Origin of the sequence: Streptomyces sp. NPDC052107, from assembly GCF_040680215.1 — a bacterium.
Lineage (GTDB): Bacteria > Actinomycetota > Actinomycetes > Streptomycetales > Streptomycetaceae > Streptomyces.
On record NZ_JBFAWG010000004.1, the window covers coordinates 181,738 to 203,903 of the forward strand.

Annotated in this window: 16 protein-coding genes; 11 read left to right on the plus strand and 5 right to left on the minus strand. The window is 71.3% G+C overall.

Annotation, left to right across the window (positions count from 1 at the left end):
• Positions 1-4 precede the first annotated feature (4 nt).
• Positions 5-355: a hypothetical protein gene (locus AB0M27_RS06320; RefSeq protein ID WP_365718488.1), complete on the minus strand. Its 351-nt coding sequence runs from the start codon at positions 353-355 to the stop codon at positions 5-7.
• A gap of 11 nt (positions 356-366) precedes the next feature.
• A complete protein-coding gene (locus tag AB0M27_RS06325; protein ID WP_365718490.1) occupies positions 367-1,695 on the minus strand; it encodes a CAP domain-containing protein in 1,329 nt (442 codons plus the stop codon).
• A 180-nt stretch (positions 1,696-1,875) separates the two neighbouring features.
• On the opposite strand from AB0M27_RS06325, the gene AB0M27_RS06330 reads away from it, so the two are divergent.
• The 5 genes from AB0M27_RS06330 (at position 1,876) to AB0M27_RS06350 (ending at position 10,635) form a co-directional block, all read left to right on the plus strand.
• Positions 1,876-2,157 carry an acylphosphatase gene (locus AB0M27_RS06330; RefSeq protein WP_365718492.1) on the plus strand — a complete coding sequence of 94 codons (282 nt, stop codon included), beginning with the start codon at positions 1,876-1,878 and terminating at the stop codon, positions 2,155-2,157.
• Between the two features lie 381 nt (positions 2,158-2,538).
• Positions 2,539-2,742: a hypothetical protein gene (locus AB0M27_RS06335; protein WP_014675251.1), complete on the plus strand. Its 204-nt coding sequence runs from the start codon at positions 2,539-2,541 to the stop codon at positions 2,740-2,742.
• Positions 2,743-2,985: 243 nt separating this feature from the next.
• A complete protein-coding gene (locus AB0M27_RS06340; protein WP_365718494.1) occupies positions 2,986-6,723 on the plus strand; it encodes an AAA family ATPase in 3,738 nt (1,245 codons plus the stop codon).
• A gap of 203 nt (positions 6,724-6,926) precedes the next feature.
• A complete protein-coding gene (locus AB0M27_RS06345) occupies positions 6,927-8,345 on the plus strand; it encodes a sugar porter family MFS transporter (RefSeq protein ID WP_365718496.1) in 1,419 nt (472 codons plus the stop codon).
• A gap of 175 nt (positions 8,346-8,520) precedes the next feature.
• On the plus strand, positions 8,521-10,635 hold the full coding sequence (locus AB0M27_RS06350) for a HEAT repeat domain-containing protein (protein WP_365718498.1): 2,115 nt from the start codon (positions 8,521-8,523) through the stop codon (positions 10,633-10,635).
• Here AB0M27_RS06350 and AB0M27_RS06355 read toward each other — a convergent pair.
• Positions 10,580-11,563: an LLM class flavin-dependent oxidoreductase gene (locus tag AB0M27_RS06355; RefSeq protein ID WP_365718500.1), complete on the minus strand. Its 984-nt coding sequence runs from the start codon at positions 11,561-11,563 to the stop codon at positions 10,580-10,582. The two genes, AB0M27_RS06350 and AB0M27_RS06355, sit on opposite strands and share 56 nt — an antisense overlap.
• 92 nt (positions 11,564-11,655) lie before the next feature.
• On the opposite strand from AB0M27_RS06355, the gene AB0M27_RS06360 reads away from it, so the two are divergent.
• Positions 11,656-11,856 (plus strand): hypothetical protein, encoded by a 201-nt coding sequence (locus tag AB0M27_RS06360; RefSeq protein WP_365718502.1) that lies wholly within the window; start codon positions 11,656-11,658, stop codon positions 11,854-11,856.
• A 6-nt stretch (positions 11,857-11,862) separates the two neighbouring features.
• Here the strand turns inward: AB0M27_RS06360 and AB0M27_RS06365 are convergent, their stop codons facing one another.
• Positions 11,863-13,314 (minus strand): cytosine permease, encoded by a 1,452-nt coding sequence (locus AB0M27_RS06365; RefSeq protein WP_365718504.1) that lies wholly within the window; start codon positions 13,312-13,314, stop codon positions 11,863-11,865.
• Positions 13,315-13,639: 325 nt separating this feature from the next.
• On the opposite strand from AB0M27_RS06365, the gene ftsY reads away from it, so the two are divergent.
• A complete protein-coding gene (ftsY, locus tag AB0M27_RS06370; protein ID WP_365718506.1) occupies positions 13,640-14,845 on the plus strand; it encodes a signal recognition particle-docking protein FtsY in 1,206 nt (401 codons plus the stop codon).
• Between the two features lie 93 nt (positions 14,846-14,938).
• Here ftsY and AB0M27_RS06375 read toward each other — a convergent pair whose 3' ends face one another.
• Positions 14,939-15,601 (minus strand): bifunctional DNA primase/polymerase, encoded by a 663-nt coding sequence (locus tag AB0M27_RS06375; protein ID WP_365718508.1) that lies wholly within the window; start codon positions 15,599-15,601, stop codon positions 14,939-14,941.
• Positions 15,602-16,058: 457 nt separating this feature from the next.
• Between AB0M27_RS06375 and AB0M27_RS06380 the strand changes: the two genes are divergently transcribed.
• The 4 genes from AB0M27_RS06380 to AB0M27_RS06395 all read left to right on the plus strand — a co-directional run bounded on the left by AB0M27_RS06380 (position 16,059) and on the right by AB0M27_RS06395 (position 22,051).
• Complete coding sequence (locus AB0M27_RS06380) at positions 16,059-17,537, plus strand: hypothetical protein (protein ID WP_365718510.1); 1,479 nt, start codon at positions 16,059-16,061, stop codon at positions 17,535-17,537.
• A 364-nt stretch (positions 17,538-17,901) separates the two neighbouring features.
• Positions 17,902-19,245, plus strand: a complete 1,344-nt coding sequence (locus AB0M27_RS06385) for an ammonium transporter (RefSeq protein ID WP_365718512.1) — start codon at positions 17,902-17,904, stop codon at positions 19,243-19,245.
• Complete coding sequence (locus tag AB0M27_RS06390) at positions 19,242-19,580, plus strand: P-II family nitrogen regulator (protein ID WP_030990174.1); 339 nt, start codon at positions 19,242-19,244, stop codon at positions 19,578-19,580. Before AB0M27_RS06385 ends, AB0M27_RS06390 begins: the two co-directional genes overlap by 4 nt.
• 29 nt (positions 19,581-19,609) lie before the next feature.
• Positions 19,610-22,051, plus strand: a complete 2,442-nt coding sequence (locus AB0M27_RS06395; protein ID WP_365718515.1) for a [protein-PII] uridylyltransferase — start codon at positions 19,610-19,612, stop codon at positions 22,049-22,051.
• Positions 22,052-22,166 lie beyond the last annotated feature (115 nt).

The window sequence follows — 22,166 nt, forward strand, 5'->3', positions numbered from 1 at the left end:
GAGCTCAGCGACGGTTCAGGGTACGCCAGGCGTCCGTCACCGACAGGGTGACGGCGCCGTACCAGTGGGGATGCTCCGGATCGTCCCAGGTCGCCGGGGACCGGAGGATCGCCGGCAGGTCGGCGCGGGGGAGGGGCTCGCCGTACGCGGCGCCCTCCTCGCCGTCCGGCGCGGTCCACGGCTCGATGCGGTGCACCTGCACCCAGCCGCGGTCCACCAGGCACAGCACGGCTTCGGCGAGGCCGACGGGATCACCGTCGGCGGCATACGCGAGGATGCCCCAGGACTCCATGGCGGAGACCATCAGGTCCTCCTCCACCGGCGTGAGGGCCACCGGCCGGTAGGCGCTGGTCACCGGGGACCGCCTCAGTACCCGAAGTCCTGTGTCCACCAAGGCCCGCCCGGGCCGTAGTGGACGCCGACGCCCAGGGTCTTGAAGTCGCAGTTCAGGATGTTGGCGCGGTGGGCGGGGCTGTTCATCCAGGCCTGCATCACGGTCGCCGCGTCGGCCTGGCCACGGGCTATGTTCTCGCCGCCGAGGTCGGTGATCCCCGCCACCGCGGCCCGGTCCCACGGGGTCTTGCCGTCCGGGTCGGTGTGGTCGAAGAAGTCCCGCGCCGCCATGTCGTCGCTGAACGACTCGGCCAGCTTGGTCAGCGAGGAGTTCGCCGCCAGCGGGCTGCACCCGACCGTCGCCCGCTCCTGGTTGACGAGCTTCAGCACCTCCGCCTCGGCGGCGTTCGCCGTGGAGACCGCCACCGGTGCGGCACTTGTCTTCGGGGCCTTCGGTGTCTTGGACGCCGTACGCGACGGGGTGGTCTTGGGCTTGCCGGCCGGCGTCGCCCGCAGCGTCGGCTTCCCGGTCGCCGTCTTCGACGGGGTGGGCGTAGGAGAGGCCGGCGCCGACGCCGAGGCGGACGCCGACTCCGACGCGGAGGCGGACGGGCTCGGGGACGCCGAGCCCCCGGAGTTCAGGCCGGCGCCACCCCCGGGGTTGTCGGCGCTGCCCGAGGTGCCGCCCTGCTCGGCGGCCGTGTTGCTCGGCGTGTCCACCGCCTGCACCCGCTCGCTGCCGGTGGTGTGCGTGGCGCCGCCGAGCCTGTAGTTCTGCAGACCCGGCACGACGCCGGTGGCCACCGCGGCCGTACCGAGGGCCACGGCCACGGACACCCCGAGCAGACCCGCAGGCACCGGCCGCCTCGCGGCCTTCTTCCGCCGCCGGTGGCCGGAGGAGGGGCAGCCGGCGGGGTTGAAGTCACCGCCCTGGGAGCCGCCCGGGCCGTCGCCCTCCGCCGCGAACAGATAGGCGTGCGCCCTGGCGGTCGCGTCGGCGTACTCCAGCGGCCGCAGACCGGTCGCCGGGGTGTAGGCCTCCGGGTTCAGGTACGGCGCGATGCCCCGGGGCGCCGGTTCGCGCCGGATGACCTCACCAGGGACGATCTCGCCCGGGTACGAGTCCTGCCAGGCCTCACCCACGTACGACCCCTGCCGGACGCCACCCGCGTACGAGCCCTGCCACGGCTGACCGGTGAACGAGTCCTGCCAGGGCTCACCGGTGAACGAGTCCTGCCAGGGCTCAACCGTGAAGGAGTCCCGCGGGGCGCCGCTCCCGGTGGTGGACCGCCGAGCGTGTGTGCCCCCCGTTGCGTGGTTCGTGGCGGCGCGGCCAGCGGCGGAGCGGCGATGGCGTCCCATGTCCTTGCCCTCTTCCTCGTCCTCGCGGTCGACCGGCGCCTGCGTGGCGAGTCACTCCTCATGGCCAACCCGACTCACTCGAACGAGTGAGTTTCATATGAGATTCATCGGGCGGGACGCTACCGCATGCCGCCGACGGGCGATGTGTCCCGAGCGACATCGGCCGGTTAGGTTGCACCCATGAGTGAGGATGTACGACTGGTGGCCTGGGTGCGTGGACGCGTGCAGGGTGTGGGTTTTCGCTGGTTCACGCGGGCCAAGGCGCTGGAGATCGGCGGCCTGAGTGGTTTTGCTCTCAATTTGGCCGACGGCCGCGTCCAAGTCGTCGCGGAGGGCTCGCGCGACGGGTGCAAGGGGCTGCTCGACTGGCTCCAGGGCGACGACACGCCCGGGCACGTGGACGGAGTCACCGAGATCTGGGACACACCCCGCGGCGGCTACGACGGCTTCGCCATCCGCTGAACCGATTCTGTAAAGGCGCGCAGGCGGGCGCACGGGGAGCTGCCGGGGGCACATGCGCCCAGCAGAAACGACCTGGTGGTTGCCAAGAACGGCCCGGCATGGCAGGCTCCGCAGGAACAGCTGATCGTCACGTCCTGAGGGCCCCGGATGACTCGCTGCGCCGCCGTTTTTCCGGCCGCGCGCCCCGGTTTGCCCGCCAATACAGGGCGTGATCGTGTTGACCGTCAAACTTTTTGGTGAGACGCTGAAAGCCCCGCGCACCTTAGCTGTTTGGCATGGAGCAACAGCAGAGCAACACCCGGATGTGCCAAGCACCGCGGGTGCAATCCCTCACGACCCACACCGCATCGGTCGGTCACTCATTGTGGAGGACCATCCATCATGGCAAAGGCGCTTCTCGGTTACGTCGGCGGCTCCGACCCTCGACTCCTCGCCGAGATGCGACGGCTGCAGCAGCGCGTCCAGGACCTGGAGTCCGAGCTCGTCCGGATTCAGGCGGAGAACGAAGCGCTGACGGCTGCCGCCTCTCAGGACAGGATCATGGAGAGCATCGACGCACACCAGGCGGAGCCTGCGCTCACCTGATCACTGCATCGCTCCACGACAGCAGTCGCAGCGATCTGGCTGCCGTATCAACCGCTCAGTTGATCGGACGACCGAAACCCGGCCGTCAGAGTTGCAAGGGACGCTTCGGCGTCCCTTCTTTCTTGCCCCGCGCATCCTTTCACCGTCTTTAACGTACGGTGTGCCCTGCATGTTCAATGGCGAAACCGTGGGGTTGCGAGTGTTCGTGGAGTGAGATAGCGGCGCCAGGTAGAGTCCAGCGGCGTGCACCTCAAGGCCCTGACCCTCCGCGGGTTCAAGTCGTTCGCCTCGGCGACCACGCTCCGGTTCGAGCCGGGGATCACGTGTGTCGTCGGCCCGAACGGCTCGGGCAAGTCCAATGTCGTGGACGCGCTCAGCTGGGTCATGGGCGAACAGGGCGCCAAGTCGCTACGCGGCGGCAAGATGGAGGACGTCATCTTCGCCGGCACCACCGGCCGCCCCCCGCTGGGCCGCGCCGAGGTGTCCCTGACCATCGACAACTCCGACGGCGCGCTGCCCATCGAGTACGCCGAGGTCACCATCACGCGGATCATGTTCCGCAACGGCGGCAGCGAGTACCAGATCAACGGCGACACGTGTCGCCTCCTGGACATCCAGGAACTCCTCTCCGACTCGGGCATCGGCCGCGAGATGCACGTCATCGTCGGCCAGGGCCAGCTCGACTCCGTCCTGCACGCCGATCCGATGGGCCGCCGCGCCTTCATCGAAGAGGCGGCCGGCGTCCTCAAGCACCGCAAGCGCAAGGAGAAGGCCCTGCGCAAGCTGGACGCCATGCAGGCCAACCTCGCGCGCGTGCAGGACCTGACGGACGAACTGCGCCGCCAGCTCAAGCCCCTGGGCCGGCAGGCGGCGGTGGCGAGACGGGCCGCCGTGATCCAGGCGGATCTGCGTGACGCACGCCTGCGCCTGTTGGCCGACGACCTGGTACGCCTACGGGAAGCCCTCAAGGCCGAGATCGCCGACGAGGCCGCCCTGAAGGAGCGCAAGGAGTCGGCAGAGCAGGAGCTGAAGAGGGCCCTGCACCGCGAGGGCCTCCTGGAGGACGAGGTACGGCAGCTCACGCCCCGCCTCCAGCGCGCCCAGCAGACCTGGTACGAGCTGTCCCAGCTGGCCGAGCGTGTCCGGGGCACGATCTCGCTGGCCGACGCGCGCGTGAAGAGCGCGACGTCCGCGCCCCCCGACGAGCGGCGCGGCCGCGACCCCGAGGACCTGGAGCGCGAGGCCGCCCGCATCCGTGAGCAGGAGGCCGAGCTGGAGGCGGCCCTGGAGGCGGCCCAGCACGCACTCGACGACACGGTCGCCCACCGCGCCGAACTGGAGCGGGAGCTGGCCGTCGAGGAACGCCGGCTGAAGGATGTCGCCCGCGCCATCGCCGACCGCCGCGAAGGCCTGGCCCGCCTGTCCGGCCAGGTCAACGCGGCCCGCTCCCGCGCGGCCTCCGCCCAGGCCGAGATCGACCGCCTGGCCACGGCCCGCGACGAGGCACAGGAACGCGCGGTGCGCGCCCAGGAGGAGTACGAGGCGCTGAAGGCCGAGGTGGACGGCCTGGACGCCGACGACGCGGACCTGGCCGAACAGCACGAGGCGGCCAAGCGCCGGCTCACCGAGGCCGACGCCGCCCTGAGCGCGGCCCGCGAGGCCCTCACCACCACCGAGCGCACCCGCGCCGCGACCCAGGCCCGCCACGAGGCGTTGGCACTGGGCCTGCGCCGCAAGGACGGCACCGGCATACTCCTCGGCGCCCGCGACCGCCTCACCGGAGTGTTGGGCCCAGCGGCGGAACTCCTGACGGTCACCCCCGGCTACGAGGTCCCCCTGGCCGCAGCCTTCGGCGCGGCAGCGGACGCGATCGCCGTGACGACCCCGGCAGCAGCAGCCGAGGCAATCCGCCTGCTCCGCAAACAGGACGGGGGCAGGGCAGCACTCCTGCTGGCGGCGGAAGCGCCCCAAAGGCGCGCGGGGAACGGCGCGCTCAACCACGACGACGCAGCACACGACGACGGCGGACCAGCGCCCCAGAGGGGCGCGGGGAACGGCGCGCCCAGACACAATGCACCGGCAGACGACCGATTGCCCACGACGGCACTCCCCGCGGAGCGCCCGGCGGGGAACTCCGCGACCAGCCACAACGCACCCGCAGACGCCCCACCACCAGGCGGCCCCCTCTCCGCCGCCGACCTGGTCCGCGGCCCCGTCGACCTCATGCCCGCCGTCCACCGCCTCCTGCGAGGAATCGTCGTCGTAGGCACCCTGGAGGACGCCGAGGACCTCGTCTACGCGCACCCGGAACTCACCGCCGTGACCGCCGAAGGCGACCTCCTCGGCGCCCACTTCGCACACGGCGGATCGGCGGGAGTGCCGAGCCTGCTGGAGGTGCAGGCCTCCGTCGACGAGGCCGCGGCCGAGCTGGCCGAGCTGGCGGTGCGGTGTGAGGAGCTGGCCCAGGAGCAGCGGGCGGCAGCGGAACGGCGTACCGAGGCCGCCACCCTCGTGGAGGAACTCGCGGAGCGGCGTCGCGCTGCGGACCGGGAGAAGTCGGCCGTCGCCCAGCAGCTCGGCCGGCTCTCCGGGCAGGCCCGGGGCGCCGCAGGCGAGGCCGAGCGGTCGGCCGCGGCCGCCGCACGCGCGCAGGAGGCGCTGGAGAAGGCCGTACAGGAGGCCGAGGAGCTGGCCGAGCGGCTGGCGGTCGCCGAGGAGATGCCGGTCGAGGAGGAACCGGACACCTCGGTACGCGACCGGCTCGCCGCCGACGGTGCCAACGCCCGGCAGACCGAGATGGAGGCCCGCCTCCAGGTCCGTACCCACGAGGAGCGGGTCAAGGGGCTGGCCGGGCGGGCCGACTCGCTCGACCGGGCCGCCCGCGCGGAACGCGAGGCACGCGTGCGTGCCGAGCAGCGCCGCGCCCGGCTGCGGCACGAGGCGGCCGTGGCCGAGGCCGTCGCCTCCGGCGCCCGGCAGCTGCTCGCGCACATCGAGGTGTCCCTCGCCCGCGCCGAGCAGGAACGCACCGCCGCCGAGGCCGCGAAGGCTCGACGGGAACAGGAGCTGACCACCGCACGCACCCAGGGCCGCGACCTCAAGGCCGAACTCGACAAGCTCACCGACTCCGTCCACCGCGGTGAGGTGCTCGGCGCCGAGAAGCGGCTGCGCATAGAGCAGCTGGAGACCAAGGCGCTGGAGGAGCTGGGTGTCGAACCGGAGGGGCTGGTGGCCGAGTACGGCCCGCACCAGCTCGTGCCGCCCTCGCCCCCCGCCGAGGGCGAGGTGCTGCCGGACGACCCCGAGCATCCCCGCAACCAGCCCAGGACCTTCCACCGCGCCGAACAGGAGCGGCGGCTCAAGGCCGCCGAGCGGGCGTACCAGCAGCTGGGGAAGGTCAACCCGCTGGCTCTGGAGGAGTTCGCGGCGCTGGAGGAGCGGCACAAGTTCCTCAGCGAGCAGCTGGAGGACCTGAAGAAGACCCGCGCCGATCTGCTCCAGGTGGTGAAGGAGGTCGACGAGCGCGTCGAGCAGGTCTTCACCGAGGCCTACCGGGACACCGCCCGCGAGTTCGAGGGCGTCTTCAGCCGTCTCTTCCCGGGCGGCGACGGGCGTCTGGTCCTGACCGATCCCGAGAACATGCTCACCACGGGCGTGGATGTGGAGGCCCGTCCGCCCGGCAAGAAGGTCAAGCGCCTCAGCCTCCTCTCCGGCGGCGAGCGCTCGCTGACCGCCGTGGCGCTGCTGGTGTCGATCTTCAAGGCCCGGCCGAGCCCGTTCTACGTCATGGACGAGGTCGAGGCGGCGCTGGACGACACCAACCTCCAGCGGCTGATCCGGATCATGCAGGAGCTGCAGGAGACCTCGCAGCTCATCGTGATCACGCACCAGAAGCGCACGATGGAGGTCGCCGACGCGCTCTACGGCGTGTCGATGCAGGGGGATGGCGTCTCCAAGGTCATCTCCCAGCGCCTTCGTTAGCGTCGCCATTCAAGATCAACTCACTCCGTGTTCAATAAGTGAACATGGAGACCTCGAACACATCGAAAAACTCATAGCTGCTGGACTATTGACTTCGAAACTTGAAGGCATAGTCTCTGCAACGTTGCTTTTACCTTCAGGTATCACTACCAAAGAGGGCTCACCCCACCCCGGCAGCGTTGCCGTGGCCCGAGGAGTTTTTCGTGACCAGCACAGCGCAGGCACCTCAGCAAGGAGCCAGGACGGCTCAACCCGAGCATCTCGGGCACGTCATCTTCATCGCGGCGGCCGCCGCCATGGGCGGCTTCCTGTTCGGTTACGACAGCTCCGTGATCAACGGCGCGGTCGAGGCCATCCGCGATCGCTACGACATCGGCTCCGCGGCCCTCGCCCAGGTCATCGCGATCGCCCTGATCGGCTGTGCCATCGGCGCCGCGACCGCCGGCCGCATAGCCGACCGGATCGGCCGCATCCGTGTCATGCAGATCGCCGCGCTCCTCTTCGTCGTCAGCGCTGTCGGCTCCGCACTGCCCTTCTCCCTCTGGGACTTCGCCCTCTGGCGCGTCGTCGGCGGCTTCGCCATCGGCATGGCCTCCGTGATCGGCCCGGCCTACATCGCCGAGGTCGCCCCGCCCGCCTACCGTGGCCGGCTCGGCTCCTTCCAGCAGGCCGCGATCGTCGTCGGCATCGCCATCTCCCAGCTGGTCAACTGGGGCCTGCTGAACGCCGCCGGCGGCAACCAGCGCGGTCACCTGATGGGCCTGGAGGCCTGGCAGGTCATGCTCGGCGTCATGGTCGTCCCGGCCGTCCTCTACGGCATGCTGTCCTTCGCGATCCCCGAGTCCCCGCGCTTCCTGCTCTCCGTCGGCAAGCGTGAGCGTGCCAAGGAGATCCTCGCCGAGGTCGAGGGCAAGGACGTCGACCTGGAAGCCCGCGTCGCCGAGATCGAGCACGCGATGACGAGCGAGCACAAGTCCACCTTCAAGGACCTGCTCGGCGGCGGCTTCTTCTTCAAGCCGATCGTCTGGGTCGGTATCGGTCTGTCGGTCTTCCAGCAGTTCGTCGGCATCAACGTCGCGTTCTACTACTCCTCGACGCTGTGGCAGTCGGTCGGTGTCGACCCGGCGGACTCGTTCTTCTACTCCTTCACGACGTCGATCATCAACATCATCGGCACCGTGATCGCGATGATCTTCGTGGACCGCGTCGGCCGCAAGCCGCTCGCCCTCATCGGCTCGGTCGGCATGGCCGTCGGTCTGGCGCTGGAGGCCTGGGCGTTCTCGTACCACCTCGTCGACGGCAGACTCCCGAGCACCCAGGGCTGGGTCGCCCTGATCGCCGCCCACGTGTTCGTCCTCTTCTTCGCCCTGTCGTGGGGTGTGGTGGTCTGGGTCATGCTCGGCGAGATGTTCCCGAACAAGATCCGCGCCGCCGCCCTGGGCGTGGCCGCCGCAGCGCAGTGGATCGCCAACTGGGCCATCACCGCGAGCTTCCCGTCGCTGGCCGACTGGAACCTGTCCGGCACCTACATCGTCTACACGGTCTTCGCCGCGCTCTCGATCCCGTTCGTCCTGAAGTTCGTCAAGGAGACGAAGGGCAAGGCGCTGGAGGAGATGGGCTGACCTTCCCGAAGGAGGCCCTCCGAGACCGAGGAGCAGGGCCAAGTCCCCGCTGCCCTCTCCTCGCACCATCCGCCGCCCCCGCTCCGGCCACTGCCCGGACCGGGGGCGGCGGTGTCGTACGGCCCGTCGTTCCGGAGCACCCCCGTTGTCAGTGGCGCCGTGCATAGTGATCCACATGTTCGACGGACTTCACGACATCGACTGGGCGTCGATGGACCACGCGTACGGCTCGGCCGAGGAGGTCCCGGCGCTGCTGACGGCGCTGCGCTCCGAAGACGCGGAGGAACGCCGCAAGGCCCTCGACCGGTTCTACGGCGCGGTGCACCACCAGGGCAGTGTGTACCCGCCGACGGCGGCGAGCCTGCCGTTCCTGTTCGAGCTGGCCACCGACGACACCACGCCCGACCGGGACGCCGTCGTCGCGCTGATGGCCGGCATCGGCCGGGAGTCCCTCGACCGTGGCTTCGAGGACGACGGCACCGAGATCGAGTACTACCCCACCATGGGCTATGCGCGGGCCGTGTCCTTCCTGCGCGACCGTGGTGTGGCGTTCGCCGGGCTCGCCCGCGACCCCGACCCGTGCGTGCGCCTGGCCGCGATCCCCGGGGTGGGGCTCTTCCTCGACGACGCCGACCGGGCCGCCGAAGTGCTCCGCGACCGGCTGTCCGCCGAGTCCGGGATCGCGGCGCGGCTGCTGATCGAGGCGGCGGCGACCCTGGCGCTGCGCCTGCCGGCCGCCGCGGAGCAGGTGACGGCCTGGCTCGCCGGGATCGCCGCCGACCCGGCCATGGACCCGGCGACCCGGCTCGCGGCCCTGGTCCAGCGGGCCCGCTGTGCCCCGGACCGGATCGGCGAGGACGTCGTACCGGCCGCCGTCGGCCTGCTGCGCGAGACGGCGCGCGCCACGGCCGTGCCGCGGCTCCGGCAGGCTCCGCCCCGCCCGGCCGCCCCGGCCGGGGGAGTGCCGCCCCAGATAGTCGCCGCCTTCGAAGATCTCGACCGGCACACGCGCGTACACGCGCCGACGACCGATCTGCTGCGCACCTTCCACGAGGTGCTGGGGGCACGGGTGCCCGAGCGCTCGGCGCTGCTCGCGGAACAGCTGAGCAGCCCGGATCCCGGCGCCCGCCTGGACGCCATCCGCATGAGCGGCGAGCTGATGCGCGCCTGGCGCGGAGACCACACTCAGCTCGTCCTGCTGGTCGCCGACCGACTCAGCGCGGCCGAGCACGAGATCGCCGCCGAGGCCGCGGCCGTCCTGGAGACCTGCCACCCGATCGCCGGGCCGGCCCGGGAGGCCCTCGCCGCGCACGTCGCCGCCCAGCGGGCCGTGCACGGACCCGATGTGTGGGCCGCCTCCGAGCCGCAGCTGCGCAAGGCCCACCAGGAGGCCGTCCGGGCGCTGGCCCGGCTCGGTGACGCACGGGCGCTGCCGAGTCTGCTGACCGCGCTGGACAGCGACGTCGACGCCTGGCGCGCGATCCAGGTCGCCCGGGATCTGCCGCAGGCGGCGGACGAGTTGGTGCCCAGGCTCTGCGACCATCTGCGCCGGCTCGACGTCGCCGAGCAGTGGACCGAGATGAGCGTCAACGCGCTCCTGTCCGCCCTGGCCGCGCCGGCAGACCCGGCGGCGCTGCCCGTCGTCGTGGACACGCTCGGTGCCGCGGTGCGTCATGAGCGGACCGGTGTCATCTGCTCGGCCCTGAAGACGCTCCGGGCGTTCGGCCCGGCGGCAGCGGAGGCACTGGATGCGATCCGGTCACTGACCGCCGCGACCCACGTGCACGTACGGCCCGCCGCCGTCGCCGCGCTGTGGGCCGTCGGCGGCGATCCGGCCGAGGTCATGCCGCTGCTGTTCGGCCTCCTCGACGACAGCATCGTTTCCGAGGCGGCCGATGTGCTCGGCGAGATCGGCCCGCCCGCCGCGGCCGCACTGCCCCGGCTGCGCGAGCTGCTGACGGACGCCTACGAATGGGTCCGGGTGCACTGCGCGGCAGCGCTCTGGGAGATCGGCGGTGAGGCCGAGGCACCGGCCGTCCTGGACACCCTGCTCCAGGCCTGGGCACAGAACCCCTCGACGGCCAACCACGTCGTGGCGTGCCTGGACCGGATGGACGCCCGCGTGGCCCGGCCCGCCCTGCCCCTGCTCCGCGAGCAACTGTCCCTGCCCCGGCGCGGCGGCCGGTTCCGCAGCGTCGACCACGACGAGGACCTCCAGCGGCTCGGCCGCGCGCTCATCGCGCGGCTCGATCCTCCAGCACCGGAAGCACCCGCTCCGCGAAGAGCCTGAGGCTGCGCCACCCCTCCTGCACCGGCATCCCGCCCGCCAGCGGATGCAGTACGAGACTGTCGGCATCCAGCGCCACGCACTCCTCCGGAGTGAGGATGCGGTACACGCCCTCCGCGCGCAGGTCCTCCACCGTCGTGGCCGCCGACTTCACCGCCGAGCGGATCCGGTCCGACTGCCAGGAGGCGTACGTCCGCGCCTCGTGCAGGAAGTGCTCGCCGTACTCCGCCCACGCCCGGTCCGGGTCCTCGGCGATGTGCAGCAGCGGAGTCTCGGCCGCGGGCATCATGACCCAGCCCTCGGTGCCGTACTCGGCGAGCTTCTCCTTGTAGTACGACTCCAGCTCCGGCAGATGCGCGCTCGGGAAGAACGGCAGGCCGAGCCGGGCGGCCCGGCGGGCGGCGGCCCTGGAGGAGCCGCCGACCAGGAGGAGGGGGTGCGGATCGGTGAAGGGGCGCGGGGTGAGCCGTACCGGACGGCCCCGGTAGGTGAACTCCTCGCCGGACCACGCCTTGAGCAGGGTCTCCAGCAGCTCGTCCTGGAGCCGGCCCCGGCGATTGAAGTCGACGTCGAACAGGGCGTACTCCTCGGGCCGGTAGCCGATTCCGGCCACCGTCACCAGCCGCCCGCCGCTCAGCAGGTCCAGTACGGCGATCTCCTCGGCCAGCCGCAGCGGATCGTGCAGCGGGCCGATCACCGCCGACACGGTCACCGCGATCCGGCGGGTCGCCCCGAACACCGCGCCCGCGAAGGCGAACGGCGACGGCAGCCAGTTGTTGTCGGCGCCGTGGTGCTCCTCGGTCTGCACGGTGCTGATCCCGTGCTCGTCCGCGTACGCGGCCATCTCCAGGGCGGCCCGGTAGCGGGCGGAGAGGGCGGCGGGGGTGGCGCCGGGAGCGACGAGGTTGAAACGGACGACCGTGACAGGCATGGGAAGTCCCCCTCCGGTGCGATGCGGTGGAGGGGGACGGTAGCTGACGCAGCGTCAGATAGCCATGGAGGGGCGGGAGGTAGGGTCGCGGGATGACCGACGCCGCACCCACCGATCCGCGGGCGGAGGCCGGGCGGGGCCGGGTCGCACTCTGGCTCGACCCCGACGACCTGCGGTGGCTCGCCCGGCACTGCTGCTGTCCGGACGATGCCGACCAGGAGACGAGGGACCGCTGCTCCCGCCTCCGCTTTCGCGCGAGCGCGGCCCTGCACAACAGCGGCCCGGCCGGCTGACGCCCGTCAGGCGTCGACGGTCGCGCGCTCCTCGGCCCGCTCGACGACCTCCGCCGGCCGCGTCACCGCCGGCTTCGGCAGCGCCAGGTACAGCAGGCCCGAGATCACGATCGTGGCGACCCAGCCGAGGCCGTACTCGCCGATGACGTTGTTCTTCGCGAGCGGGCCGGTGAACCAGTCCGAGGTGGTGAACATCAGGCCCGACACCAGGCCGATCGCCCAGGCGGCCACGGCCGCGGGGGAGAAGCCGCCCTTGTACCAGTAGGCGCTGGTGCGGGTGGTGTCCGTCATGGCGCGGCCGTCGTACTCGGTGCGGCGCAGCATGTCCGCGCCGAAGACGCCGACCCAGGCGGAGAAGGCGACCGCCAGCAGCGACAGGAAGGCGATGAACGAGCCCATGAAGCTCGTCGCCACCAGCATCAGCACACCGCCGAGGACCAGCGAGATCACTGCGTTCACTGAGACCGCCCAGTGGCGCGGCACCTTGAAGCCGAGGGTCTGGGCGGTGAAGCCCGCCGAGTACATCGACATCGAGTTGATCAGCAGCATGCCGATCAGCGCGATGAACAGGTACGGCACCGCGATCCACGTCGGCAGGATCTCGCCGAGGAAGGACACCGGGTCGGTGGCCGAGGCCAGGTCCGGCGTGGCGACCGCCATCACCGCGCCCATCAGGACCATGGGGAGCACGACGACGCCGGCGCCACCGACCGCCGTGCCGACGATCGCCTTCGAGGACGCCGTGCGCGGCAGATAGCGGGTGAAGTCCGGCGCGGACGGGATCCAGCTGACACCGCCGGCCGCGATCATGCCGATCCCGGTGATCACCGCGGCCGTCGAACCGGCGCTGTGGTGCATGACCTTCGACCAGTCGGTGTTCGCCACCAGGTAGACCAGGACCAGCACCGAGAAGACAGCGAAGAGGTACGTGGCGTACTTGTTGCACCTCTGTACGGCGTTGATGCCGAGACCGGAGATCGCGAAGGTCGCGACCACGAACACGAGCAGCGTCACCATGTCCAGCACGCTGTTGGCCTTCAGCCCGAACAGGATGTCCAGGATGGTGAGCATCGCGTAGGCGCCGGTGACCGCGTTGATCGTCTCCCAGCCCCAGCGTGCGACCCAGATCAGCGAACCGGGCAGCAGGTTGCCGCGCTGGCCGAAGACCGCGCGCGAGAGCGCCATGCCTGGCGCGCCACCGCGCTTGCCCGCGATACCGATCAGACCGACCAGGCCGTACGACACGATCGGCGCCGCCACCGCGACGACGAGCGCCTGCCAGATGTTCAGGTGGTACGCCACGACGAGGCTCGCGCCCATCGTCAGCAGCAGCACGCTGATGTTGGCGCCGACCCAGGTGGGGAACAGATCACGGGTCTTCGCGGTGCGCTCGTGATCGGGGACCTGTTCGATACCTCGGGTCTCGAGAGCGCCTTCGGTCTCGACGGTTTTGCTCATGAAAAAGGGGCACCAGACGTGGGGGGACGGGGACGGTCGGGACTCTACGCGCGTCAATAGAGTCGCCGCCATCGTACTTTGCTCTGAGTCGTCGCATTAAGTGGCGTTTGTCTCTCAGAGGAAGCCACAAACGCCTTCTCTGCGGCGAGGGCGTGTCACAGCCCACCGCGCGCGTCCTCTCGTCCTGATACTGGACGCGTTGTGACTCCGCCCATGGGGTCTTCCCGCCAGGACGAACGGGCGGCGGGCCAGCCCGGCCCGAGGGCACGCGGCCCTGATCAGGGAACGACTGACCGCGCAGGAGGTCACGCATACTGGAGCCGTTATGGAAACCGTCATCCTTGCTGTAGTCATCGCCGTGGTCGTGCTCGTGGCGCTCGGCGGGCTGGTGGTGGGCACCCGGCGCAAGAAGCCGCTGCCTCCGCCGCCTCCGAAGACGCCCGACATCACCGCGCCCCCGGCCGAGCCGCACATCGGCGAAGAGGCCGAGACGCCGCGCGAAGAACCGCGCCGCACCATCGAGGAGGTGGATCTCCCCGGCGGCCCCGCACCGGTCGTCGTGGAGGAGCCCCCTGCTGCCGTCGAGGCTCCCGAGATCGAGATCCCGGAGCCCACCGCGGGCCGGCTGGTCCGGCTGCGCGCCCGCCTGTCCCGCTCCCAGACCGCCCTCGGCAAGGGCCTGCTCACGCTGCTCTCGCGGGAGCACCTGGACGACGAGACCTGGGAGGAGATCGAGGACACACTGCTCACCGCCGACGTCGGTGTGCAGCCCACCCAGGAGCTGGTCGAGAGCCTGCGCGAGCGCGTGAAGGTACTCGGCACCCGCACCCCCGAGCAGCTGCGCGGCCTGCTGCGCGAGGAGCTGCTCAAGGTCGTCGGCACGGACTTCGACCGCACGGTCAAGACCGAGCCCGCGGACCGCAAGCCCGGCATCGTGATGGTCGTCGGCGTCAACGGCACCGGCAAGACCACCACCACCGGCAAGCTCGCGCGCGTGCTCGTGGCCGACGGCCGCACCGTCGTCCTGGGCGCCGCCGACACCTTCCGCGCCGCCGCCGCCGACCAGCTGCAGACCTGGGGCGAGCGGGTCGGTGCCTACACCGTGCGCGGGCCGGAGGCCGGCGACCCCGCCTCCGTCGCCTTCGACGCGGTCAAGGAAGGCAAGGAGATGGGGGTCGACGTCGTCCTCATCGACACCGCCGGCCGCCTGCACACCAAGACCGGCCTCATGGACGAGCTCGGCAAGGTCAAGCGGGTCGTGGAGAAGCACGCGCCGCTCGACGAGGTGCTGCTCGTCCTGGACGCCACCACCGGCCAGAACGGCCTGGTGCAGGCCCGCGTCTTCGCGGAGGTCGTGGACATCACCGGCATCGTGCTGACCAAGCTGGACGGCACCGCCAAGGGTGGCATCGTCGTCGCGGTCCAGCGCGAGCTGGGCGTCCCGGTCAAGCTGGTCGGCCTCGGCGAGGGCGCGGACGACCTCGCGCCGTTCGAGCCGGACGCGTTCGTGGACGCCCTGATCGGTGACTGACTGGTTATCGACCGCGACGGCTGACAAGAAGCGCCCGCCCCAAGGTGCAGTTGGGGACGGGCGCTTCGTCTTGCCGGGCGCGCGTGCGGCTGATCAGGCCCCCGCTCGCGACCGGTGGGCCACATAGGCCAGCGTGCCCAGCAGCAGTCGCGCGGCCGGAGGCCGGGTCGCCGAGTCCAGTGCGGGTGGGCGCAGCCAGCGCACCGGCCCCAGGCCGCCCCGGTCGGAGGGCGGCGCGGTGATGTGCGTACCGGGGCCGAGGCCGCGCAGGTCCAGGGCCGAGGGGTCGTCCCAGCCCATGCGGTAGAGCAGCCGGGGGAGCTCCGCGGCGGCGCCGGTCGCGACGAAGAAGTGGGCGCGGCCCTCCGGGGTGGCCGTCACCGGACCGAGGGGGAGACCCATCCGCTCCAGGCGGGCCAGGGCGCGGCGGCCGGCGGCCTCGGAGACCTCGACGACGTCGAACGCCCGGCCCACCGGCAGCATCACCGCGGCGCCCGGCACCTCCGACCAGGCCCTGCTCACTTCGTCCAGCGTGGCCCCGGCAGGCACCTGGGCCGCGAACTCCAGCGGATGCGCGCCCGGCGCCGCGCAGTCGGCGCGTCCGCACGAGCAGACGCCCGCCGCGGCCCGGGCTCCCGCCACCACGTCCCAGCCCCACAGTCCGGTGAACTCGGCGACGGCGGTGCACTCCGACGAACGGCCGCGCCGACGCGTGCCGGAGCGGATCTCGCGAATGCCGCCGATCGTGAAGCCCATGCCCCCTCCAACGGGTCCAGCGCGCCGGTGGTTACGCCACGGAACGAGACGGAAGCGGAACGTAACACTACGGCTCCGCCTTCCCCGGTCGCCGCGAGGCTAAGGCGGCGCCTTGAGGTGCAACGGGTGGCGCATTGGGGTATTCGCGCCCTCGTGTGCATCACTCCGCCCACTTCCGGCCGTCCTATGTCAAGTGAATCGCGTGCTGCCGACTGTGAGTTCATTCGAAGGGGTGGCGAATGGTGGCGTTTCCGGGATCCCGGTGGTTGGGCGGGTGATCGTAGGATTACTGTGAGTGCGCGAGTCCGGTCGGCATATGCATGGATGGGTATGCCGGAGGCGAGGCGCCAGCTCGTTCGAAGGGTGAGAACCGGCGGACAAGAGGCCGTATTTACCGGCATTCTGATAAGGCTTGGCGCACTCGACGACAAGTGGTCTCAGGGATGGGGGCGTTCCAGTGAGCGGCAACGGCGGTAGTGGAGCGAACGCTGACAGGCGCCCCAATGACCTGCTCGGCTCGTGGTTCGTGCGGAGCGGCTGGTCCAAGGGCGAGCTGGCCCGCCAAGTGAACCGCCGGGCACGCCAGTTGGGTGCCAACCACATCTCCACCGACACCTCGCGCGTGCGCCGCTGGCTGGACGGGGAGAACCCGCGCGAGCCGATCCCGCGCATCCTCTCGGAGCTGTTCTCCGAGCGCTTCGGCTGTGTGGTCTCCATCGAGGACCTCGGCCTGCGCGCCGCCCGCCAGTCACCCTCCGCGTCCGGTGTCGACCTGCCCTGGACGGCCCCGCAGACGGTCGCCCTGCTCAGTGAGTTCTCGCGCAGCGACCTGATGCTGGCCCGGCGCGGCTTCCTCGGCACCTCGCTGGCACTGTCCGCCGGTCCCTCCCTCATCGAGCCCATGCAGCGCTGGCTCGTCCCGAGCCCCACCTCCGCGGCCCCCGCCGAGCCGGAGCCCGTCCTCGACCCCCGCAGGCCCGGCCGGCTGTCCAAGCCCGAGCTGGACCTGCTGGAGTCCACCACGCGGATGTTCCGCCAGTGGGACGCCCAGTGCGGTGGCGGCCTGCGCCGCAAGGCGGTCGTCGGCCAGTTGCACGAGGTCACCGACCTGCTCCAGGAACCCCAGCCCGAGGCCACCGCCCGAAAGCTCTTCAAGGTCGCCGCCGAACTCGCCGAACTGGCGGGCTGGATGTCGTACGACGTGGGCCTCCAGCCCACCGCGCAGAAGTACTTCGTCCTCGCCCTGCACGCGGCCAAGGAGGCCGGTGACAAGCCCCTCGGCTCGTACATCCTCTCCAGCATGAGCCGCCAGATGATCCATCTCGGCCGGCCCGACGACGCCCTGGAGTTGATCCACCTCGCCCAGTACGGCAGCCGCGACTGCGCGAGCCCGCGCACCCAGTCCATGCTGTATGCGATGGAGGCCCGTGCCTACGCCAACATGGGCCAGCCCGGCAAGACCAAGCGCGCGGTCCGCATGGCCGAGGACACCTTCGCCGACGCCGACGAGTGGGACGAGCCGGACCCCGACTGGATCCGCTTCTTCTCCGAGGCCGAGCTGTACGGCGAGAACTCCCACTCCTTCCGCGACCTCGCCTACGTCGCCGGACGCAGCCCCGCCTACGCCTCCCTCGCCGAGCCACTGATGCGCAAGGCGGTGGAGAAGTTCGCGGAGGACAGCGAGCACCAGCGGTCGTACGCGCTGAACCTGATCGGCATGGCCACCGTGCACCTGCTCCAGCGCGAGCCCGAGCGGAGCACGGCCTATGCCTCCCAGGCCATGGAGATCGCCAGGAAAGTCCGCTCCGAGCGTGTGAACACTCGTATTCGAAAGACGGTCGACACGGCCGTCCGGGACTACGGCGATCTCGCCGCCGTCGTCGACCTCACCGATCAGCTCGCCGTCGACCTGCCGGAGACCGCCGAAGCGGTCTGACGCACCCGGCTCCCCCGCCCCGGCCGCGGCCGGTCCTCCCGAACTGCCCGACTCGGCTCCCCCACGCCAGGTCATCGGAGAGGGCCGCCGCGGCCGGCCCGTTTCTCCGTACGTGCCGCCACGTGTCGCCACGTGCCGACTGGAGCAGGTTGCGTCACGATAACGATCGGCAGGGTCGAGATCCGGCAGTTCATGGACGCGTAACACGCCAGGCGCCTTCGTCACCCCGGCGAAACAACGAGGGGCTTCCACCGAAACCGCGCTGCGCCAATCTCATGGCGCATAACCGGCCCACACCCCACGACCCGCCGGACCGCTCAGGCACCGCCCGCACGGGGCCGTACCAACCGACGAGGAGACGCCGATGGCACCAGCCATCACGCTTGCCGCGGAGGCACCCAAGCTGTCTGCCGCGAACACAGGCTTCATGCTCATAGCTTCTGCCCTGGTGCTGATCATGACGCCGGGTCTCGCCTTCTTCTACGGGGGCATGGTCCGCGTCAAAAGCACCCTGAACATGCTGATGATGAGCTTCATCAGCATGGGCATCGTCACCATTCTGTGGGTGCTCTACGGCTTCTCCCTCGCCTTCGGCACGAACAACAGCCTCATCGGCTGGGACTCCGACTGGTTCGGCCTGCGCAAGATCGGTCTGACGGAGCTCTGGCCCGGCTACACCATCCCGATCTTCGTGTTCATGGTCTTCCAGATGATGTTCGCGATCATCACGCCGGCCCTGATCAGCGGCGCCCTCGCAGACCGCGTCAAGTTCTCGGCCTGGTCGCTGTTCATCGCCCTGTGGCTGACGCTCGTCTACGTCCCCATCGCCCACTGGGTGTGGGGCGCGGACGGCTGGGCCTACAAGCTCGGCGTGATCGACTTCGCGGGTGGTACGGCGGTCCACATCAACGCGGGTGCGGCGGCGCTCGGCGTCATCCTCGTCATCGGCAAGCGCGTCGGCTTCAAGAAGGACCCGATGCGTCCCCACAGCCTGCCGCTGGTCATGCTCGGTGCCGGTCTGCTGTGGTTCGGCTGGTTCGGCTTCAACGCGGGCTCCTGGCTCGGCAACGACGACGGCGTCGGCGCACTGATGTTCGTCAACACGCAGGTCGCGACCGCCGCCGCCATGCTGGCCTGGCTCGCCTACGAGAAGATCCGGCACGGCGCGTTCACCACGCTGGGCGCCGCCTCCGGCGCGGTCGCCGGTCTGGTCGCGATCACCCCGTCCGGCGGCGCGGTCTCCCCGCTCGGCGCGATCGCCGTCGGCGCCATCGCCGGTGTCGCCTGCGCCGCGGCCGTGGGCCTGAAGTTCAAGTTCGGCTACGACGACTCCCTCGACGTCGTCGGCGTCCACATGGTCGGCGGCATCATCGGCTCCCTGCTGATCGGCTTCTTCGCCACCGGCAAGGGCCAGTCCACCGCGACCGGTGTGTTTTACGGCGACCACACCTTCACCCAGCTGTGGAAGCAGTTCGCCGGTGTCGGCGCGGTCCTCGCCTACTCGCTGATCGTCTCCGCGGTCCTCGCCTTCCTGCTCGACAAGACGATCGGAATGCGGGTCACCGAGGACGAGGAGATCTCCGGCATCGACCAGGCCGAGCACGCCGAGACCGCCTACGACTTCAGCGGCGCCGGAGGCGGTGTCATCGGCTCCACCGCCCACGCCCCGGCCCTGGCCGCCACGCAGACCAAGAAGGTGGACGCATGAAGCTCATCACCGCCGTCGTCAAGCCCCACCGGCTGGACGAGATCAAGGAGGCCCTGCAGGCCTTCGGCGTCCACGGCCTGACGGTCACCGAGGCCAGCGGTTACGGTCGTCAGCGGGGCCACACCGAGGTCTACCGCGGTGCCGAGTACACCGTCGACCTGGTCCCGAAGATCCGCATAGAGGTCCTGGCCGAGGACGACGACGCAGAGCAGCTGATCGAGGTCATCGTCAAGGCGGCCCGCACCGGCAAGATCGGTGACGGCAAGGTCTGGTCCCTGCCGGTCGAGACGGCCGTACGGGTCCGCACCGGCGAGCGCGGCCCGGACGCGCTCTGACCACAACTTTCGAGAACGGGAGTCGCTGGGTGACGGGAACGGACGAGCGGATGGCAGAGGACTCGGGACCCAGCGGCTACGCGGCGGCCCGGCTGCGCCTCCTCACCGAGGGGGCGCGGTCCGGGCCGTCGCGCCGTGCCGCCCTCGCGGAACTGACCGACGACTGGCTCGCCTGGCTGTTCACGGCGGCCGCCGAGGGATTCCCGGGCGCCTCCCTGGTCGCCGTCGGCGGCTACGGCCGTGGCGAGCTGTCCCCGCGTAGCGACCTGGACCTGCTCCTGCTGCACGACGGCAGTGACACCAAGGCCGTCGCCGCCCTGGCCGACCGCCTCTGGTACCCGGTCTGGGACCTCGGCGTCGCCCTCGACCACTCCGTGCGCACCCCGGCGGAGGCCCGCAAGACCGCCGGGGAGGATGTGAAGGTCCAACTCGGCCTCCTGGACGCCCGTCACCTCGCCGGCGACCCCGGCCTCACCGCCGGCCTGCGCACCGCCGTCCTCGCCGACTGGCGCAACCAGGCCCCCAAACGCCTTCCCGAACTCCAGGAACTCTGCACCGAGCGCGCCGAGCGCCACGGCGAGCTGCAGTACCTGCTGGAACCCGACCTCAAGGAGGCCCGCGGCGGTCTGAGGGACGCCACCGCCCTGCGCGCCGTCGCCGCCTCCTGGCTCGCCGACGCCCCGCGCGAGGGTCTCGCGGACGCCCGCCGGCGGCTGCTCGACGTACGGGACGCGCTGCACCTGGCCACCGGCCGTGCCACCGACCGGCTCGCGCTTCAGGAGCAGGACCAGGTGGCGGCCGAGCTGGGGCTGCTGGACGCGGACACCCTGCTGCGGCAGGTCTACGAGGCGGCGAGGGTCATCTCGTACGCCAGTGACGTCACCTGGCGTGAGGTGGGGCGCGTGCTGCGGTCGCGCGCCGTCCGTCCCCGGCTGCGCGCCATGCTGGGCGGCGGCAAGCCCGTCGCAGAACGGTCGCCGCTGGCCGAGGGCGTGGTGGAACAGGACGGCGAGGTGGTGCTCGCCCGCGCCGCACGCCCCGAGCGCGACCCCGTGCTCCCCCTGCGCGCCGCGGCCGCCGCCGCACAGGCAGGCCTCCCGCTCTCCCTGCACGCCGTACGGCGCATGGCCGCCACCGCGCGCCCGCTGCCCACGCCCTGGCCCGCCGAGGCCCGTGAGCAACTGGTGACGCTGCTCGGCTCCGGCCGCCCGACCGTCGACGTCTGGGAGGCACTGGAGGCGGAAGGCCTGATCAGCCGCCTGCTGCCGGACTGGGAACGGGTCCGCTGCCGCCCGCAGCGCAACGCCGTCCACATCTGGACTGTCGACCGGCACCTCATCGAGACGGCCGTCCGTGCCTCAGAACTCACCCGCCGCGTCAGCCGCCCGGACCTGCTTCTGGTCGCCGCCCTGCTGCACGACATCGGCAAGGGCTGGCCCGGCGACCACTCGGTGGCCGGCGAGATCATCGCCAAGGACGTGGCGGCCCGGATCGGCTTCGACCGCGCGGACGTGGACGTGCTGTCCGTCCTGGTCCGCCACCACCTGCTGCTGATCGAGACGGCCACCCGCCGCGACCTCGACGACCCGGCCACGGTCCGCTCGGTCGCCGAGGCGGTCGGCAGCCAGAGCACCCTGGAGCTGCTGCACGCCCTGACCGAGGCCGATGCCCTCGCCACCGGCCCCGCGGCCTGGTCCTCCTGGCGCGGCTCCCTCGTCGCAGAGCTGGTGCGGCGGGTCTCCGCCGTGCTCGCCGGCGACGCCCCCGCCGAGCCGGAGCCCGCCGCGCCCACGGCCGAGCACGAGCGGCTGGCGATCGAGGCCTACCGCACGGGCGGCCCGGTCCTCGCGCTGCGCGCCCAGACGGAACCGGTCCCCGAGCAGGAGTCCGTCCAGGAACCCCTCGGCGTCGAGCTGATCATCGCCGTACCCGACCAGCCCGCCGTCCTCCCCGCCGTCGCCGGTGTCCTCGCCGTGCACCGGCTCACCGTCCGCACGGCCGAGCTGCGCACCCTGCGCCTGCCCGACGACGTCGACGACGGCTCGGTGCTGCTGCTCAACTGGCGGGTGGCCGCCGAGTACGGCTCCCTGCCGCAGGCCACCCGGCTGCGTGCCGATCTCGTCCGCGCCCTCGACGGCACCCTGGACATCGCCGGCCGCCTCGCCGAACGGGACGCCGCCTACCCCCGCCGGCGCGGCTGGGTGGCCCCGCCGCCGAGGGTGACCGTCGCTCCGGCGGCCTCCCACCACGCCACGGTGATCGAGGTCCGTGCCCAGGACGCCCCGGGCCTGCTGTACCGGATCGGGATGGCCCTGGAGAAGGCAGGGGTGCGGGTGCGGAGCATGCACGTGTCGACGCTGGGTTCCAACGCGGTGGATGCGTTTTACGTCACGACCGGCGCGGGGGAACCGCTGCCGGGAGAGGATGCCGGGTCGCTGGCACGGGTCCTGGAGGAGACGCTGCGGGCGTGACCCCGGCGGCCGCGTGGTGTGTTCCCGGTCGCTGACCAGAGCAGGCGGGGACGATTTGCTTGCGGGGCCGGATACCCTGGAGGGCAGCCCGAACCGTCTCCGACTTCCGAGGACC

Coding starts and splice junctions, on each gene's coding strand:
- AB0M27_RS06365 (WP_365718504.1), bottom strand. CDS start 13,314: ATGAGCAAAACCGTCGAGACCGAAGGCGCTCTCGAGACCCGAGGTATC.
- AB0M27_RS06390 (WP_030990174.1), top strand. CDS start 19,242: ATGAAGCTCATCACCGCCGTCGTCAAGCCCCACCGGCTGGACGAGATC.
- AB0M27_RS06355 (WP_365718500.1), bottom strand. CDS start 11,563: ATGCCTGTCACGGTCGTCCGTTTCAACCTCGTCGCTCCCGGCGCCACC.
- AB0M27_RS06335 (WP_014675251.1), top strand. CDS start 2,539: ATGGCAAAGGCGCTTCTCGGTTACGTCGGCGGCTCCGACCCTCGACTC.
- AB0M27_RS06375 (WP_365718508.1), bottom strand. CDS start 15,601: ATGGGCTTCACGATCGGCGGCATTCGCGAGATCCGCTCCGGCACGCGT.
- AB0M27_RS06350 (WP_365718498.1), top strand. CDS start 8,521: ATGTTCGACGGACTTCACGACATCGACTGGGCGTCGATGGACCACGCG.
- AB0M27_RS06330 (WP_365718492.1), top strand. CDS start 1,876: ATGAGTGAGGATGTACGACTGGTGGCCTGGGTGCGTGGACGCGTGCAG.
- AB0M27_RS06360 (WP_365718502.1), top strand. CDS start 11,656: ATGACCGACGCCGCACCCACCGATCCGCGGGCGGAGGCCGGGCGGGGC.
- AB0M27_RS06385 (WP_365718512.1), top strand. CDS start 17,902: ATGGCACCAGCCATCACGCTTGCCGCGGAGGCACCCAAGCTGTCTGCC.
- AB0M27_RS06325 (WP_365718490.1), bottom strand. CDS start 1,695: ATGGGACGCCATCGCCGCTCCGCCGCTGGCCGCGCCGCCACGAACCAC.
- ftsY (WP_365718506.1), top strand. CDS start 13,640: ATGGAAACCGTCATCCTTGCTGTAGTCATCGCCGTGGTCGTGCTCGTG.